This is a genomic window from Actinophytocola sp. (genome assembly GCF_050699935.1).
Classification (GTDB): Bacteria; Actinomycetota; Actinomycetes; order Mycobacteriales; family Pseudonocardiaceae; genus Actinophytocola.
The window spans coordinates 15,700-32,193 of sequence record NZ_JBOHGB010000076.1 but is presented as its reverse complement, the minus strand read 5'-3'; the positions used below and the strand labels follow the sequence as shown (position 1 = coordinate 32,193).

Here is a 16,494-nt window from a genome sequence, read left to right as displayed (position 1 = left end):
GCGCTGGTGCGTGCGGCGGCGTTGCGCCGCGATCGATCAAGTGCATGAAGGAGCCGAGGCCCCGGGCGCGCCGCCGGCCGTCGACGCGGGGGTCGTCCCGGCCAGCCGGCCCACCTGCGTGGCGATCATGGTCCCCGCGCCGACCGCGACTGCGGCGGCCACCGCCACCGCGAGCACCGCCCTCATCTCGGCCCCCGCTCGGTGCGGGTGATCCAGACGTAGGAGCCGCCCGCGGCGATGCCCAGCAGCACGAGTGCGGGCACCCCGACGAGCCACCAGTTCACCGGGTCGCCCGGGCCCTCACCCGTGTCGATCCGGCTCGGTGTCGCCACGCCGAGCGGCGCGGACCGCGGCTGACCGAGCGGGTCGGTTCGCGGTTGACCGAGTGGGGCGGCTCGCGGCACGCCGAGCGGGGCCGATCGCGGCTGGCCGGTGGGCTTCGCCGGGGGCTCGGGGTCGGCCGGCGGCGCGGCGGCCGACTCTTCCGGCTCCTCGGTCGGTTCGCAGCCGGCCTCGCAGGGGTTCTCGGGAGCGGGGCAGCGTGTGCGCTCGGGGCAGTCCGGCGGCTCGCACTCCTCGACGCACGGCTCGACCTCGGTAGCGGGCGCGGCGACGTTCGGGCTGGGCGGCAGCGGCGGCGCCGGGGTCGCGGCCGGGACGTCCGTCGGCGCGACGGCCGGCGCTGCGGCCGCCTCGGTGACGCCGACGAGCAGGGCACCGAACAGGACCGCGCCGGCGACGGCGGCGATGCGGTGACTCTTCATCGTGTTCCTCCGGATGACGGGGGTGTCGCCCGGTAGGAGCCACGTGTGGCGGCGAGCCTTACGACTTTTCCACGCGGACTTCGAAGCTGGCGCAGTCGCGGACGTCGATCTTGTTGCCGGTACTCGACTCGTTGCCGGCCGCGTCGGTCGCGGTGATGGTCCACTCGACGCTGCCGGGCTCGGTGAACGTCCCGACCGTGCCGGACCACGCGTCGCCGTTCCGTGTCATCGCCGTGCTGCCGGATCCGGCGCCGGCCCAGCTCAACGTCACCGACTGGACACCGACGTTGTCGGTGATCGTCGCGAAGACGCGGCTGGTGATCGGCTCGGGGCAGTCCACCGTGCCGATGCGTGGGTTCGCCGCCGTGGCGCCGCTGATCGCCGGGGCCACGCCGTCCGCGGGCGGGTCCGGGGGATCGGGCGTGTCCGGTGGTGGCACGACGGGCCGGGTGGTCGTCGTCGTGGTGGGGGCGTTCGCGGCGGGGGCGGCGGTCGTGGAGGTCGTGCGCCTCGTGGTGGGGCGCGCCGACGTCGTGCTCGACGGCGTCGCGGAGGTGATCGGCTCCAGGATCGTGCCCGGCGGCGTCGGCGTGTCGGGACGGTTCAGGCCGAGCGGCTCACCGGGCAGGGGCGCGTTCCGCCAGTACGTGAGCGCCCCCGCGACGACCAGCAGCGCCACGACCGCGGCGGCCGCGGCGACGATCCGCACCCGCTGTCGCTTCGGGACGGTCGCGGCGGCGTCCTCGTCACTGTCCTTGCTGCTGTCCTTGCTGCTGTCGTCATCGGCGTCGCTGCCGTCGTCTCTGCTGAGGGTGGCGGTGTCGTCTTCGGCGTCGTTGTCGGTGTCCCCGTCGGTGTCCGCGTTGCCGTCCTCCGTGGCCAGATCGGCGGCGGTGTCGGCGGGGGCCTCCTCGGGCGCCGCCTCTCCGTCCGGCGGTCCACTCTCGTACGAAGCCAGCGTCACCTGGTCCATGACCCGGTCCCGCAGCCAAAGCGGCGCCGACACCAGCGGCACCGCCGCGAGCAGAGCGAACGGGCTGACCATGACCCGCCTGCGGTCCCCGCACACCACGCAGGAGTCGACGTGCCGGGCGACCCGCTTGCGCATCAGCGGCGAGTACCGACCATCCCAACCGGACAGCAGGGTGTCCAGCTCGATGCAGTCCTCGCGGCCCTGCCGGGCGATCAGCAGCGCGCCCAGGGACCGCTCGACCTGGTCGCGGAGCCTCGACAGCAGCACGTAGGCGTGGCCGGCGCTGACGCCCATCGCGTCGCCCAACTCCGCGCCGTCGAGGCCCTGTCGCACGTGCAGGTCGAGCAGCGCTCTGTCCCGTTCGGACAGTCCGGCGGCGGCGCTCCACACGAGCTCGCGCAGCGCCACCTGCTCGGCCGCCCGCTCCGGTCCCGGATCGGTGTCCGCCATGTCCTCCGCCTCGTCGAGCACGACCCGGCGGCGGGCCCGGACCTTGCGCAGCGCCACGCTTCGCGCGACGGCGTAGAGCCAGGGCCGCAACCGCTCGGGGTCGTTCAGCTGCGCGAGCCGCTGGGCGACGAGGACGAAGGTGTCCTGCACGGCGTCCGCGGCTTCGTCGCGGTCGCGCAGGACGGCATGGCAGAAGTCGTGCAACCGGTCGGCGTAGCGGTCGTAGATCGCCGCGAACGCCTCCCGGTCACCACTGAGCACACCGGCGACCAGTCGGGCGTCGGTGTGCTCAGCTAACTCACTCACGCGCGGAACCTCTCCGGTCCGGGGTCGATGGGGGCTCGCACGGGAGCAGAGCCCGCGGGGCGGATGAACCTTACGACTTTTCCGGACCGGAGTGGACCGCCGATGTGCCCAATCGCGGCACGCTCACCCCTTGAGACTGTCCGCGATCGGCACCGACGTGTCGGCTAGCTTCGCGGTGTCGACCGGCTGCTCGGAGTTGATCAGCTCCTGCACCGGGCCGACGCCGTCGTCCCAGAGGTTGACGTGCATCCCGGCGACGACCCGGTCGCCGGTGACCCAGAAGGAGTAGAAGGCGAGGCCCTCGACGTCGCCGCGCATGATCACCCGGTCGTACCCGCCGGGCGCGAACCAGCCGGTGTACTCCATACCGAGGTCGTACTGGTCGGTGAAGAAGTACGGCAGGTCGGTGTAGGCGACGTCCTGGCCGAGCATGGCGCGCGCGGCCAGCGGCCCGCCGTTGAGCGCGTTCGCCCAGTGCTCGACGCGCAGGAGTCGGCCGTACCGCTCGCTCGGGAAGCTCGCCACGTCGCCGGCGGCGTACACGTCGGGGTCCTCGGTACGCAGCCGCGCGTCCACCACGACGCCACCGGTCTCACCGTCCACGGCCAGGCCGGCCTCGGCCGCGAGCTCGGTGTTCGGCCGCGCGCCGACGCCGACGATCACCACGTCGGCGGGCAGCACGGAGCCGTCGTCGGTCCGCACGCCGGACACCTTGGCATCGCCGGTGAACTCGGTGACGCCGGTGCCGAGGCGGAACCCGACCCCGTGCTTGCGGTGCAGGTCGGCGAAGACGTTGCCCAGCTCCGCGCCGAGCACGGCGTGCAGGGGAGTGGGCTGCGGCTCGACGACCGTGACCTCGCAGCCGTACTTCGACCGCGCCGCCGCGGCGGTCTCCAGCCCGATCCAGCCGGCGCCCACGACGACCACCCGGCCGCCGGCCGCCAGCGACTCGCGCAGCTGGTCAGTGTGCCCGAGCCGGCGCACGTAGTTCACGCCGTCGAGCTGGTTGCCCTCGATCCGCAGCCGCCGCGGCGACGAGCCGGTGGTCAGCAGCAGCTTCGCGTAGCCGACCCGCCGGCCGTCCTCGAGCTCGACCTCGTGCGCGCCGCGGTCGAGTCCGGTCGCCCGGCTCCCCGTCAGCAGCTCGACGGACTTCTCGGCGTACCAGTTCTCTTCGTGCACGTACACGCTCGACCGCTCTTCGTCGCCGAGCAGGTAGCCCTTGGACAGCGGAGGGCGTTCGTACGGCCGGTCGCGCTCGTCGCAGATGAGCACGACCCGCCCCTCGAAGCCCTCCTCGCGGAGGGTCTCGGCGGCCTTCGCACCGGCGAGGCCGCCACCGACGATGACGTACGGGTTGTCGCTGACCATGGTTTTGTCACTCCGTGTTGTTGGTTCGGGCTGGTCGGGCTGGTTGGGTCAGGCTCTGATTCCGGTGAGCGAGAAGAACTCCTGCCGTGAACTCCGATCCTCTCGCAACAGGCCGTGCAGTGCCGAGGTCACGGTGACCGCACCGGGCGCGCGCACCCCGCGCAGGGTCATGCACATGTGCTCCGCCTCGATGACCACGCCCACGCCCTTGGGGGTGAGGTGCTCCTGCAGCCAGTCCGCGACCTGCTTCGTCAGCCGCTCCTGGACCTGCAGGTCACGGGCGAACAGCTCGACGACGCGGGCGAGCTTGGACAGGCCGAGGATCCGCTTCCCCGGCAGGTAGCCGACGTGCGCGACACCGTGGAAGGGCAGGAGGTGGTGCTCGCACAGCGACTGCACCGGGATGCTCCTCGCCACCACCATCTCGTCGTACCCCTCGTCGTTCGGGAACGTCGTCAGCATGAACTCGCGCGGGCGCAGCAGCTCGGCGAAGGACTTCGCGACCCGCGCCGGGGTGTCCGCCAGGTGCTCGGACGTCGGGTCCTTGCCCAGCGCCCGCAGGAGGTCCGCGACCGCGCGCTCCGCCGCCGTGAGGTCGACGGTATCGCGGTCGTGGACGACCGACAGGTGCCGACCGGGACTCGGCTGGCCCACCTCATTCACGATCACTACGCACACCCCGTTCTAAAAGACAACTTTGACGACTTTAGAAGTCGTGCGGTGTTTTCGTCAACGAACGTTTGTCTTACAGTGGGCGGGTGGACGATGTGGCCGCGGTCGCGGCGCTCGACGAGCCGACCCGGCGGCGCCTCTATGCGTACGTGGCGCGCCGGCCCGAGCCGGTGAGCCGGGACGAGGTCGCCGCCGCGTTGCGGATTCCCCGTGCCACGGTCGCGTTCCACCTCGACAAGCTGGCCGCCGAGGACCTGCTCGCGGTCACCTACGAGCGGCGCACCGAGCGGGCCGGGCCGGGGGCCGGACGGCCGGCGAAGCTCTACCGGCGCTCGGACCGGCAGGTGGCCGTCTCGCTGCCCGCGCGGCGGTACGAGCTGGCCGGGAACCTGATGGCGGCCGCGCTCGAGGAATCGGGGGTCTCGCTGCGGCGGCGGGCCCGCGCGGCCGGGAAGGAACTCGGCGCGCGCGGCGGCGAGGTGTGCGCGCTGCTCGAGGAGCACGGCTTCGAGCCGGACACCGACGGGGCCGACGTCGTACTGCGCAACTGCCCGTTCCGCGGGCTCGCGCGGGAGCACCCGGAGGTGGTCTGCGGGATGGCGCTGGGCCTGGTCGAGGGCATGCTCGCGGGTCTCGGCGGCGCCGCGCTGCGCGCCCGCCCCGAGTCACGGCCGGGGGGCTGCTGCATCAGGCTGGTGGCGCCGCGGTGACCGATCGGCTCGTCTCGTTCGGCAACCAGCTCGTCGAGGTCCACCTCCGGATTCGCGAGGAGCTGGACCGCATCCGCGACGGTGTCGCCGACGGGTTGACCCGTGAGCTGCGTACGCACTGCCTGACGTTCTGCTCGACGCTCACCCGCCATCACGAGGGCGAGGACGAGGGTGCGTTCCCCGTGCTGGCCCGGGAGTACCCGCGGCTGGCGCCGGTGCTCGAGGAGCTGAGCCGGGACCACGTGCTGATCGCGGACGCCATGACCCGGCTCGCGGAGATCCTCGAGTCGAGCTCCGACGGCCTGGGCGATGAGCTGGCGACCGTCGCCGCGTTGCTGGAGACGCACCTGCTCTACGAGGAGAAGAAGCTCGTCGCCGCGCTCAACGCCCTCGACCCCACCCACACCGACACCGCCCACCTCTCCCGAGCCACCACCCTCGACGCCCCATAGCCCACCCCGCCGCCGCGAGTCCAACGCTCCCGACCCGCGAGTCCAACATTCGCGACACGTGTGTCGAACATTCGCGGTCGGCGTTGCTGGAGAAGTCGGTGTCGCGAACGGCCAACTCGCCGGTCCGGAGGGTTGGACTCGCGGGTTCGGAGGGTTGGACTCGCGGGTCGGGAGGGTTGGACTCGCGGGTATATTGGCCGTACATTTGTGGGGAGGTTGGATGAGACCGCTGGACGGGGTCACCGTCGTCAGCCTGGAGCAGGCGGTCGCCGCGCCCTACGCGACCCGGCAACTCGCCGACCTCGGTGCGCGCGTGATCAAGATCGAGCGACCGGACGGTGGCGACTTCGCCCGTCGCTACGACGAGTCCGTGCGTGGCCAGTCGAGCTACTTCGTCTGGCTGAACCGGTCCAAGGAGTCGCTGACGCTGGACGTCAAACAGCCGGCGGGGCAACGGATCCTGCACGAGCTGCTCGCCGGCGCCGACGTGTTCGTGCACAACCTCGGCCCGGGTGCGGCGGCCCGCCGCGACGTCGACGCCGCGGCGCTGTGTGCGCGGTACCCGAGGCTGGTGCACTGCACGGTGTCCGGCTACGGCACCACCGGGCCGTGGGCGGACCGCAAGGCCTACGACCTGCTGGTGCAGAGCGAGACCGGCCTCGTGTCGATCACCGGCACACCGGCCGACGCGGTCAAGGCCGGCATCTCGGTGGCCGACATCGCCGCCGGCATGTACGCGTACTCGGGTGTCCTCACCGGACTGTTGCGGCGGGCGAACACCGGTGCGGGCTCGGCGGTCGAGGTGTCGCTGTTCGAGGCGCTCGCCGAGTGGATGGGCCAGCCCGCCTACTACGCCCGCCACACCGGCGCGCAGCCCGGCCGGACCGGTGCGCGGCACGCGACGATCGCCCCGTACGGCCCCTACACCACCGGCGACGGCGACACGGTCGTGCTCGCCGTGCAGAACGAGCGGGAGTGGACGGCGCTGTGCCGTCTGCTGCTCGGCGACGCATCGATCGCCGACGACCCGCGCTTCGCCACCAACTCCGCCCGCGTCGCGCACCGCGCGGAGCTGGATGCCCTGATCTCGAAGCGGTTCGCCGAGCTCGACACCGCGTCCGCGCACGCCGTGCTCGCCGACGCGGGTGTCGCGAGTGGACGGTTGAATACCGTGCCCGACCTTCTCGACCACCCGGTCCTGCGCGAGCGCGACCGCTGGCGCACGGTCGGCAGCCCCGGTGGTGAGATCGAGGCGCTGCTGCCGCCCACGACGTTCACCGGCGTCGAACCGGTGCTGGGACCGGTGCCGGCGGTCGGCGAGCACACCGGGGCCATCCTGCGCGCGCTCGGCCGCACCGACGCGGAGATCGCCGAGCTGCGCGCCTCCCACACCGTCTGAAGAGGACACATGCTGAGCCCAGAGGAACAGAGCATCGTCGACACCGTGCGGGACTTCGTCGACCGCGAGGTCCGGCCCGTCGCCCGCGAGCTCGAGCACGCCGACACCTACCCCGAGGCGCTCATCGAGCAGATGAAGCGGCTCGGTGTCTACGGCCTCGCGATCCCCGAGCCGTACGGCGAGGTCGCGGTCTCGACGCCGTGCTACGTGGCCGTCACCGAGCAGCTCGCGCGCGGCTGGATGAGCCTCGCCGGCGCGATGGGCGGGCACACCGTGGTGGCCCGGCTGATCGGCACGTTCGGCACCGACGAGCAGAAGGAGCGCTACCTGCCGCGGATGGCCACCGGCGAGATCCGCGCGACGATGGCGCTCACCGAGCCCGGCGGCGGCTCGGACCTGCAGGCCATGACCACGACCGCGCGCCGGGACGGGGACGGCTACCTCGTCGACGGGACCAAGACGTGGATCACGAACTCGCGCCGCTCGCAGGTGATCGCGTTGCTGTGCAAGACCGATTCCGGCGCGCGGCCGCGGCACGCCGGCATCAGCATCCTGCTCGTCGAGCACGGCCCGGGCCTCACCGTGTCCCGGGACCTGCCGAAGCTGGGCTACAAGGGTGTGGAGAGCTGCGAGCTGTCCTTTGTGGACCACTGGGCGCCGGCGGACGCGCTGCTCGGCGGGGTCGAGGGTCGCGGATTCGCGCAGATGATGAAGGGCCTGGAGATCGGCCGCATCCAGGTCGCGTCCCGCGCGCTCGGCGTCGCCCGCGCCGCACTGGACGACGCGCTGCGCTACGCCCAGGAGCGGGAGAGCTTCGGCAAGCAGATCTGGCGACACCAGTCGATCGGCAACTACCTCGCGGACATGGCGACGAAGTACACCGCCGCGCGCCAGCTCGTGCTGCTCGCCGCGCAGCGGTACGACGCGGGGGAGCGGTGCGACCTCGAGGCGGGTATGGCGAAGCTGTTCGCGTCCGAGGCGGCGATGGAGATCGCGCTGAACGCGGTCCGCGTCCACGGCGGCTACGGGTACTCCACGGAGTTCGACGTGGAGCGCTACTTCCGGGACGCGCCGCTGATGATCGTCGGCGAGGGCACCAACGAGATCCAGCGCAATGTGATCGCCGCGCAGCTCGTGGCCCGGGGCCTGTAGTGCGGACCGAGGCGGCGTACGCGATGCTGGCGCGGACCCTGCGCGGGGCGATCCTGCGGGGCCGGTACGCGGACGGCAGCCGGCTGCCGACGGAGGCCGAGCTGTCGCGGGAGTACCGGGTGTCGCGGCAGACCGTGCGGCGGGCGTTCCATGACCTGGTCGCCGAGGGCATGGTGCGGCGGGTGCCCGGGCGGGGCACCTTCGCCACGCCCCGGCCGGGGCCGTACCTGCGCCAGTTCGGCTCGGTCGAGGACCTGATGGGCCTATCGCTCGACACGGAGCTCGAGGTGATCAGCGCGCTGCGCCGGCAGGTCGACGCCGACGCGGCGAGCCGGCTGGGGCTCGACGGCGAGGCCGTGTACCGCGTGTTGTTCCGCCGGCGCCACCACGACGTCGCGTTCTGCCTGACGACCGTGCACCTGCCGCCCGACATCGGTGCCACCCTGGCCGCGCAGCCGTCCCTGGCCACGCCGGGGGCGCGCAGCGTGGTCACGGTCATCGGCATGATCGACAGCCACACCGCCAGCCCGGTCGCCGAGGCGGCGCAGAGCATCACGGCGGTCGCCGCGGGCGGCGTGGTCACCGTCCACCTGGACTGCGAGCCGGGCGACCCGCTGCTGCGCGTGGACCGCACCTACACCGACACGACCGGCCGCCCGGTGGAGCTCGCGACGAGCTTCTTCCTGCCCGAGCACTACTCCTACCGCGTCAAGCTGCGCCGCGGCCCGGGCTGACCCGCCAGCAAGGACGCCTTGCAGACGTTCAACGTCAGTAAGGCGTCCTTCCTGGCGGGTCAGATCGTCGGGTCGTCCTTGCGCAGGCCGTCGAGGATGCGCTGCATGACGTCGTTGTTGAGGTCCACGGCCTCGTCGATCTCCCGCGACCGGGGTGCCGCCGCGCGCGTGGTTCCGCGGCGGGGCAGCGGAACCACCGTCGCGTCCATTCCGGACGGCAGGGGCAGCTCGCACCAGACGAGCTGCCTGCCCCGGGACAGCGTCTCGACGCCGGTCGACTTGCCCGACAGACCGCGGGGCACGACCAGTCTGGGCGACGGCCGGTCGTCCTGGACCTCGACGACGACCGTGTTGCCGCGCAGCCGCAGCCGGACGGTGATCATGGTGGGCTGGGCGCCCTCGTCGACGGTCGCGATGACGGACTGAACAAGTCTCTTCGCCGTCTCCCGGACGTCGTCGACCATCTGGGGCACGTGCCACTCGGTCAGGGTGAAGCGCACGAAGAGTTCGGCGCAGTTCACGGCGCTGGGCAGCGCGACGAGTCGTAGATCGTCGACCTGCGCGGTCTGATCTTGCACAGGAACCTTCCACCGGGAGGTCAGACAACCCGGCAGATACTGCCTCCTGCGACGGCCACATGCAACAGTACTGGTCAGCGGCCCGACCACCGGACGCGGAGCGTCACGGTGGCGTGCGGGAGCGGGGACTCGCGGGGTTAGTCGGCCAGGAGGCGGGTGAGGAAGGTGGCCGGGCGGAATGGGTGGGCGGTGCGGGTCTCGCGGGTGTCGGCCATGGACATCACCGCGAGGCCGGCGTTGATGCCCAGCCAGCGCAACGGTTCCGGCTCCCAGCGGCGTGACCGGTGGCCGACCCAGGGCAGGGTCGTCAGCTCGGTGGTCCTCCCGGTGATCAGGTCGGCCAGCGTCCGGCCGGCGAGGTTCGACGTGCCGACACCGTCGCCCACGTAGCCGCCGGCCCACGCCAGCCCCGTCGAGCGGTCCAGGCCGACCGACGCGGCCCAGTCCCGGGGCACCCCGAGCGGCCCGCCCCACCGGTGGCTGACCGGCGGTTTCGGGCCCAGCGCCGGGAACAGCTCGACAAGAGTCGACTCGATCGCCGCGTGCACCCGCGCGTCCCGGTCGAAGGACGGCGAGACCCGGGAGCCGAAGTGGTATGGCGCCCCGCGCCCGCCGAACGCCAGCCGGTCGTCCGCCGTGCGCTGCCCGTAGACGATCATCCGCCGGAAGTCGGCGAAGGTCTCGCGCCGTGCCAGGCCCGCCGTCGCCCAGAAGTCGGCCGGCAGCGGCTCGGTCGCCACCATCAGCGAGTACAGGGGCGCCAGCGTGCGGCGCTGGCCGGACAGGCCGGCCGTGTACCCCTCGGTCGCGCGCACGACCACCTCGGCGCGCACCGTGCCCCGGTCGGTGACCACCGCGCCCGGTCGAAGCGCCGACGCCACGGTCTGCTCGTACACCCGCACGCCGCGGCGCTCCACCGCCTCGGCCAGGCCGCGCACCAGGCGTCCCGGGTGGATCGCCGCGCAGTCCGGGGTGTAGACCCCGCCGCGCACCTCGGTCGCACCGCACCGCTCCCGGGCCTCGGCGGCCGCAAGCCACGACACGCGCACGCCGAGCGACGACTCCTCGGCGACCAGCGCCCGGGCCCGCGCCTCCTGCACCGGCGTCCGCGCGAGCGTCACCGTGCCGCCCTTGGAGAAGTGGCAGTCGATCCCCTCCGCGGCGGCGACCCGGCCCACTTCGTCCACTGTGTACTCCATGGCACGCAGGAGCGCCAGCGCGGCGGGCCGGCCGTGCCGCCGAGCCAGCCCGGCGGGCGACACCGGGAACAGCGCCGAGCACCAGCCGCCGTTGCGCCCGCTCGCACCGAACCCCGCGACCCGCGCCTCCACGACCGCGATGCGCAGCGACGGGTCGGCGGACGCCAGGTAGTACGCGGTCCACATACCGGTGTAGCCCGCACCCACGATCGCGACGTCCACGTCGGTGTCGCCGGGCAGCGGCGCGCGCGGCGTGAGGTCCAAACTGGACAGCCAAAGACTCACGACAGGTCCTCGCAGGCTCGGTGCCGCCGCTCGCGGTCGCCCGGTATCAATGGTTCGCTACGCAAGCTCCGCTCACAGCTTGCTCCACGCCTCGGTCAGCACCGACCGCAGCACCTGCTCCATCTCCGCGAAGTGCGGCTCCTCGCAGATCAGCGGGGGCGCCAGCTGCACCACCGGGTCGCCGCGATCGTCCGCCCGGCAGTACAGCCCGTTCTCGAACAGCGCCCGCGACAGGAACCCGCGCAGCAGGGCCTCGGACTCCGCGTCGTCGAACGTCTCCCGCGTCGCCTTGTCCTTCACCAGCTCGATACCGAAGAAGTACCCGTCGCCGCGCACGTCGCCGACGATCGGGAGGTCGTACAGGCGCTCCAGGTAGGACCGGAAGAGCCCGGAGTTCCGGCGCACGTGGGCGTTGAGGTCCTCGCGCACGAACAGGTCGAGGTTCGCGAGCGCCACCGCCGAGGCCACCGGGTGCCCGCCGAACGTGACGCCGTGCGCGAACCAGTTCGTGCCGTGTCGGAACGGCTCGGCCAGCCGGTCGCTCACCAGCATCGCGCCGAGCGGCACGTACCCGCTGGTGATTCCCTTCGCGCAGGTGATGATGTCCGGCTGGTAGCCGTAGCGCTGCGCGCCGAAGTACTCGCCGAGCCGGCCGAACGCGCAGATCACCTCGTCGGACACCAGCAGCACGTCGTGCCGGTCGCAGATCTCGCGCACCCGCTGGAAGTACCCGGGCGGGGCGGGGAAGCAGCCGCCGGCGTTCTGCACGGGCTCGAGGAACACGGCCGCGACGGTGTCCGGGCCCTCGAACTCGATGGCCTCCTCGATCCGGTCCGCGGCCCACCGCCCGAAGGCCTCCGCGTCGGTCCCGTCGGGGCCCGCGGTGCCGGCCGGCGCGCGGTAGACGTTCGTGTTCGGCACCCGGATCGTCGACGGCACGAGCGGCTCGAAGTCCGCCTTCAGCCCGGGCAGCCCGGTGATCGACAGCGCGCCCATCGACGTGCCGTGGTAGGCGATCGACCGGGAGATGACCTTGTGCTTCGTCGGCTTGCCGGTCAGCTTGAAGTACGCGCGCGCGAGCTTCCACGCGCTCTCCACGGCCTCGGACCCGCCCGTGGTGAAGAAGACCTGGTCGAGGTCGCCCGGGGCCAGCGACGCGAGCCGCTCGGACAGCTCGATCGCCTTCGGGTGCGCGTAGGACCAGATCGGGAAGAACGCGAGCTCGCGTGCCTGCTTGGCGGCGGCGTCGGCCAGCTCCTCGCGGCCGTGCCCGACCTGGACCACGAACAGCCCGGAAAGCCCGTCCAGGTAACGCTTTCCGTTCGTGTCGTAGATGTACGGGCCCTCGCCGCGGGCGATCGTCGGCACCGGCTCGCTGGCGTAGGCCGACATCCTGGTGAAGTGCATCCAGAGGTGGTCGGACATGCAACGGTTATCGCACACGGATGACGCTCTGGCAAGTGTTTCACGCAGCGCAATGGCTCGTCCGCTGCGGATTTCGTAGCCAGTGTCAGGGTGTGCCCCACGAGTACGTCTGCTTGCGCAGTTTGAGGTAGACGAACGCCTCGGTCGTGGTCACGCCCGGCACCGCGCGGATCTCCTTGAGGATCTCCAGCAGGTGGTCGTCGTTGCGTGCCACCACCTCGGCGAGCAGGTCGAACGAGCCGGCGGTGATCACCACGTAGTCCACGGCGGGGATCTCCGCGAGCCGGTCCGCGGTCTGCTCCAGCTCCGCGGACGTGCGCAGGCCGATCATCGCCTGGCGGGGAAAGCCCAGCTGGAGTGGGTCGGTCACGGCGACGATCTGCATCACGCCGGCGTCCAGCAGCCGCTGCACCCGCTGGCGTACGGCCGCCTCCGACAGCCCCACCGCGCGGCCGATCGTCGCGTACGGCCGGCGACCGTCCTCCTGTAGTTGCTCGATGATCCCCTTGGCGACGTCGTCGAGCAGCGTGTGCGACGCACCCTCCCGCACGACGACCCGGCGCCCCTCCGGTACGGATTCCGCCATCCAAACCTCCCTCGTAACGGCCGTAAGTCTGGCGCATTTCGTTGCGTATCGCGACCGTGACAACGGAATCCCTTGTGACCTGGCCCACGGCGTGTCAGTATCAGTCGCCATGCGAATCAGGGTGAGCAACCCGCCGTCTACGGAGACGGCAGCGGTACTACGTGCGATGACCGCGGGCCGCGCCGGCGCGTCCCGCCGGACCGTCCTGAGGGGGTTGCTGGCCGCGGGAGCGTTCGCGGCGACCGGCGGCTCGCTGGCCGCGTGCGGCACCTCGGGCACCAGGCAGACCGCCGAGAGCTGCGTCAGCGAGGACCTGTCCGCCGACGAGAAGAGGCTCGTGTTCTCCAACTGGCCGCTGTACATCGACGTCGACGAGAACGACGAGAGCAAGCGGCCGACCCTCGACGCCTTCGTGTCCGACTCCGGCATCCAGGTGACCTACCAGGAGGACATCAACGACAACAACGAGTTCTTCGGCAAAGTGCGCAACCAGCTCTCCGCGTGCCAGGCGATCGACCGGGACATCATCGTCCTCACCGACTGGATGGCCGCGCGCCTGGTCCGGCTCGGCTGGGTGCAGAAGCTCGAGAAGGACAAGATCCCCAACGTCGAGGCGAACCTGCTCACGTCGCTGCGGGGCCGGTCGTGGGACGAGAACAACGAGTACGCCGTGCCGTGGCAGTCGGGCCTGTCCGGCCTGGCCTACAACGCGAAGGCCACCAAGGAGATCCGCACCGTCGACGAGCTGCTGACCCGGCCCGACCTCAAGGGCAAGGTCACCATGCTCTCGGAGATGCGGGACACGATGGGCCTGCTGCTGCTCGGGCTCGGCCACGACCCGTCCGAGTTCACCGAGGCACAGTTCGACGAGGCGCTCGCGAAGCTCCGCACGGCGACGGAGTCCGGCCAGATCCGCCGCTTCACGGGCAACGACTACGCCCAGGACCTCGCCAAGGGCGACATCGCGGCGTGCGTCGCGTGGTCCGGGGACGTCATCCAGCTCGCCTTCGAGGACGCGAACGTCAAGTTCGTGACGCCGGACTCGGGGATCATGCTGTGGTCGGACAACATGCTGGTACCGAACAAGGCCACGCACCGCGGCAACGCCGAGCTGCTCATGAACCACTACTACGAGCCGGCGGTCGCCGCGGAGCTCGCCGCGTACGTCAACTACATCTGCCCGGTCGACGGCGCGAAAGCGGAGATGGAGAAGCTCGACCCCGAGCTCGCCGCCAACCCGCTGATCTTCCCGGACGAGGCCACCCTGGGTAAGGCGAAGGTCTTCATGGCTCTGGACGAGAGCCAGGAGCGCACCTATGAGCAGAAGTTCCAGCAGGTGATCGGAGCCTGAGCCGCATGAGTGACACCGTGAGTGCAGATCTTGTCCTCGAGCACGTCACCAAGCGGTTCGGCCAGTTCACCGCGGTCGACGACCTGAGCCTGACCGTTCCGCGGGGCGCGTTCTTCGCTCTGCTCGGCGCGTCCGGCTGCGGCAAGACGACCACGCTGCGCACGGTCGCCGGCCTGGAGGAGCCGACGGCGGGGGAGATCCGGCTCGGCGGCGAGGTCATCACCCACCTGCGGCCCTACCGGCGGCCGGTCAACACGGTGTTCCAGAGCTACGCGCTCTTCCCGCACCTGGACGTCAGGGACAACATCGCCTTCGGGCTGCGGCAGCGCGGCGTGCGCGACGTCGACGCCAAGGTTGGCGAGATGCTCGATCTGGTACAGCTCTCCGGTTTCGAGCGGCGTAGGCCCGCGCAGCTCTCCGGCGGCCAGCAGCAGCGGGTGGCGCTCGCCCGGGCCCTGGTCAACGAGCCGCGCGTGCTGTTGCTCGACGAGCCGCTCGGCGCGCTGGACCTCAAGCTGCGCCGGCAGATGCAGATCGAGCTCAAGCGCATCCAGACCGAGGTCGGCACCACGTTCCTGCACGTCACCCACGACCAGGAGGAGGCCATGTGGATGGCCGACACGGTCGCGGTGATGAACGCCGGGCGCATCGAGCAGCTCGGCGCGCCGACCGACATCTACGAGTTCCCCGCCTCGCCGTTCGTGTCGAACTTCCTCGGCCAGTCCAACCTGTTCGCCGCGCAGGTGTCCGGGCGCTCCGGCGATGACCTGGTGCTGACCGCGCACGGGGAGCGGTTCGCCGCACCGGCGGCGCGCGCACACGCCACCGAGGGTCGCGTGTGGCTGGGCGTGCGGCCGGAGAAGGTCCGCCTCGCCGAGCCCGGTGAGCAGCCGCCGGCCACGCACAACCGCGTCCACGGGGTGCTCACCGACACCTGCTACGCGGGCGTGAGCACCGAGTACCTGCTGAAGACGCCGTGGGGCCAGGAGATGTCGGTGTTCTCGGCCAACGCCTCGGCGGGCGAGCCGCTGCGGCCGGGCACCGAGGTCGTCGCGCACTGGTACCCGCCGCACTCGTTCGTGCTCGACCGCCCGGAGGGTTCGGGCGACGAGGTCACGCGGTACTCGGCCGACCCGCTGGGCGTCGCGCCGTGACAGCTCTGGTCGGCGCGGCCGCCGGCGGTTCCGCACCCGGCACGCCGCCCGAGGCGGAGCCCGTCGCCGAGCCGGTCGCCGGCCGGCGTCGGCGCCGCTTCCTGCCCTACCTGCTCCTGCTGCCGGGCGGGCTCTGGCTGCTGCTGTTCTTCGTCGTGCCGGCGGCGCAGCTGCTCGCGACGAGCCTCTATGACCGCGGCGGCAGCCTGGAGACCGGCTACGAGCAGGCCCTCGCGTTCGTCAACTATGTCGACGCGATCGAGGCGTACTGGCCGCACCTGGTGCGCTCGGCGGTGTACGCGGGCATCGCGACGGTCGTCTGCCTGGTGATCGGCTACCCGCTGGCGTACGCGATCGCGCAGAAGTCCGGCCGGTGGCGCAACCTGTTGCTGGTGTGCGTGATCGCGCCGTTCTTCACCACGTTTCTGGTGCGCACGCTGGCCTGGAAGTCGATCCTGTCCGACAACGGGCCCGTGGTGGAGTTCTTCCGGAGCCTGCCGCTGATCGGCGACGACTTCCGGCTGCTCGCCACGCCCGCGGCGGTCGTGCTCGGGCTGGTGTACAACTTCCTGCCGTTCATGGTGCTGCCGCTGTACGCGAGCCTCGACCGGCTCGATCCCCGGCTGCTCGAGGCCTCCCGCGACCTGTACGCGACGCCGGCCGCGACGTTCCGGAAGGTGACGCTGCCGCTGTCGATGCCGGGCGTCGTCGCGGGCACGCTGCTGACGTTCATCCCCGCGGCCGGCGACTACATCAACGCGGAGCTGCTGGGCACGCCGAACCAGTACATGATCGGCAACGTGATCGACTCGGCGTTCCTGGTGCGGCTGGACTACCCGCAGGCGGCGGCGCTGTCGTTCCTGCTGATGGCCACGATCCTGGTGATGGTCTTCTCCTACGTCCGCGCGGCCGGCACCGAGGAGGTGGTCTGAG

At 71.7% G+C, this 16,494-nt stretch carries 17 protein-coding genes; 9 read left to right on the top strand and 8 right to left on the bottom strand.

Annotated features, from left to right (window positions below; translation table 11 throughout):
* On the top strand, positions 1-211 hold a 211-nt coding region (locus tag ACRDTB_RS22990; protein WP_431433415.1), incomplete at its 5' end, for a hypothetical protein.
* Here the strand turns inward: ACRDTB_RS22990 and ACRDTB_RS22985 are convergent.
* From ACRDTB_RS22985 to folE, 4 genes are all read right to left on the bottom strand, one after another.
* Positions 183-764: a hypothetical protein gene (locus ACRDTB_RS22985; RefSeq protein WP_431433413.1), complete on the bottom strand. Its 582-nt coding sequence runs from the start codon at positions 762-764 to the stop codon at positions 183-185. The two genes, ACRDTB_RS22990 and ACRDTB_RS22985, sit on opposite strands and share 29 nt — an antisense overlap.
* Before the next feature lie 58 nt (positions 765-822).
* Positions 823-2,493 carry a sigma-70 family RNA polymerase sigma factor gene (locus ACRDTB_RS22980; RefSeq protein ID WP_431433411.1) on the bottom strand — a complete coding sequence of 557 codons (1,671 nt, stop codon included), beginning with the start codon at positions 2,491-2,493 and terminating at the stop codon, positions 823-825.
* 123 nt (positions 2,494-2,616) lie between these two features.
* Positions 2,617-3,864, bottom strand: a complete 1,248-nt coding sequence (locus ACRDTB_RS22975; RefSeq protein WP_431433409.1) for an NAD(P)/FAD-dependent oxidoreductase — start codon at positions 3,862-3,864, stop codon at positions 2,617-2,619.
* A gap of 48 nt (positions 3,865-3,912) precedes the next feature.
* Complete coding sequence (gene folE / locus ACRDTB_RS22970; RefSeq protein WP_431433417.1) at positions 3,913-4,527, bottom strand: GTP cyclohydrolase I FolE; 615 nt, start codon at positions 4,525-4,527, stop codon at positions 3,913-3,915.
* Positions 4,528-4,622: 95 nt separating this feature from the next.
* Here folE and ACRDTB_RS22965 point away from each other — a divergent pair, with 95 nt between their 5' ends.
* The 5 genes from ACRDTB_RS22965 to ACRDTB_RS22945 all read left to right on the top strand — a co-directional run bounded on the left by ACRDTB_RS22965 (position 4,623) and on the right by ACRDTB_RS22945 (position 8,983).
* Complete coding sequence (locus ACRDTB_RS22965) at positions 4,623-5,246, top strand: helix-turn-helix transcriptional regulator (protein ID WP_431433407.1); 624 nt, start codon at positions 4,623-4,625, stop codon at positions 5,244-5,246.
* The gene (locus ACRDTB_RS22960; RefSeq protein ID WP_431433406.1) at positions 5,243-5,698 is read left to right on the top strand and encodes a hemerythrin domain-containing protein; all 456 of its coding nucleotides are present in this window, start codon (positions 5,243-5,245) and stop codon (positions 5,696-5,698) included. The genes ACRDTB_RS22965 and ACRDTB_RS22960 overlap by 4 nt, the downstream gene beginning before the upstream one ends.
* A 220-nt stretch (positions 5,699-5,918) precedes the next feature.
* Positions 5,919-7,097, top strand: coding sequence for a CaiB/BaiF CoA transferase family protein (locus ACRDTB_RS22955; RefSeq protein ID WP_431433404.1), 1,179 nt, complete (start codon positions 5,919-5,921; stop codon positions 7,095-7,097).
* 9 nt (positions 7,098-7,106) lie between these two features.
* The gene (locus tag ACRDTB_RS22950; RefSeq protein WP_431433402.1) at positions 7,107-8,249 is read left to right on the top strand and encodes an acyl-CoA dehydrogenase family protein; all 1,143 of its coding nucleotides are present in this window, start codon (positions 7,107-7,109) and stop codon (positions 8,247-8,249) included.
* On the top strand, positions 8,249-8,983 hold the full coding sequence (locus ACRDTB_RS22945) for a GntR family transcriptional regulator (RefSeq protein ID WP_431433400.1): 735 nt from the start codon (positions 8,249-8,251) through the stop codon (positions 8,981-8,983). The genes ACRDTB_RS22950 and ACRDTB_RS22945 overlap by 1 nt, the downstream gene beginning before the upstream one ends.
* 59 nt (positions 8,984-9,042) lie before the next feature.
* Here the strand turns inward: ACRDTB_RS22945 and ACRDTB_RS22940 are convergent, their stop codons facing one another.
* From ACRDTB_RS22940 to ACRDTB_RS22925, 4 genes are all read right to left on the bottom strand, one after another.
* Positions 9,043-9,561, bottom strand: a complete 519-nt coding sequence (locus ACRDTB_RS22940; protein ID WP_431433399.1) for an ATP-binding protein — start codon at positions 9,559-9,561, stop codon at positions 9,043-9,045.
* A 137-nt stretch (positions 9,562-9,698) separates the two neighbouring features.
* Positions 9,699-11,045: an NAD(P)/FAD-dependent oxidoreductase gene (locus ACRDTB_RS22935; protein ID WP_431433398.1), complete on the bottom strand. Its 1,347-nt coding sequence runs from the start codon at positions 11,043-11,045 to the stop codon at positions 9,699-9,701.
* A 72-nt stretch (positions 11,046-11,117) separates the two neighbouring features.
* Positions 11,118-12,470, bottom strand: a complete 1,353-nt coding sequence (locus ACRDTB_RS22930; RefSeq protein WP_431433396.1) for an aspartate aminotransferase family protein — start codon at positions 12,468-12,470, stop codon at positions 11,118-11,120.
* An 85-nt stretch (positions 12,471-12,555) separates the two neighbouring features.
* On the bottom strand, positions 12,556-13,056 hold the full coding sequence (locus ACRDTB_RS22925) for an Lrp/AsnC family transcriptional regulator (RefSeq protein WP_431433394.1): 501 nt from the start codon (positions 13,054-13,056) through the stop codon (positions 12,556-12,558).
* 166 nt (positions 13,057-13,222) lie between these two features.
* Here ACRDTB_RS22925 and ACRDTB_RS22920 point away from each other — a divergent pair, with 166 nt between their 5' ends.
* The 3 genes from ACRDTB_RS22920 to ACRDTB_RS22910 are packed head-to-tail and all read left to right on the top strand — an operon-like array spanning position 13,223 to position 16,493.
* Positions 13,223-14,407 (top strand): polyamine ABC transporter substrate-binding protein, encoded by a 1,185-nt coding sequence (locus ACRDTB_RS22920; protein ID WP_431433392.1) that lies wholly within the window; start codon positions 13,223-13,225, stop codon positions 14,405-14,407.
* A gap of 5 nt (positions 14,408-14,412) precedes the next feature.
* A complete protein-coding gene (locus tag ACRDTB_RS22915) occupies positions 14,413-15,561 on the top strand; it encodes an ABC transporter ATP-binding protein (protein ID WP_431433390.1) in 1,149 nt (382 codons plus the stop codon).
* Complete coding sequence (locus ACRDTB_RS22910; RefSeq protein WP_431433388.1) at positions 15,558-16,493, top strand: ABC transporter permease; 936 nt, start codon at positions 15,558-15,560, stop codon at positions 16,491-16,493. The genes ACRDTB_RS22915 and ACRDTB_RS22910 overlap by 4 nt, the downstream gene beginning before the upstream one ends.
* The last annotated feature ends 1 nt before the right edge of the window (position 16,494 follow it).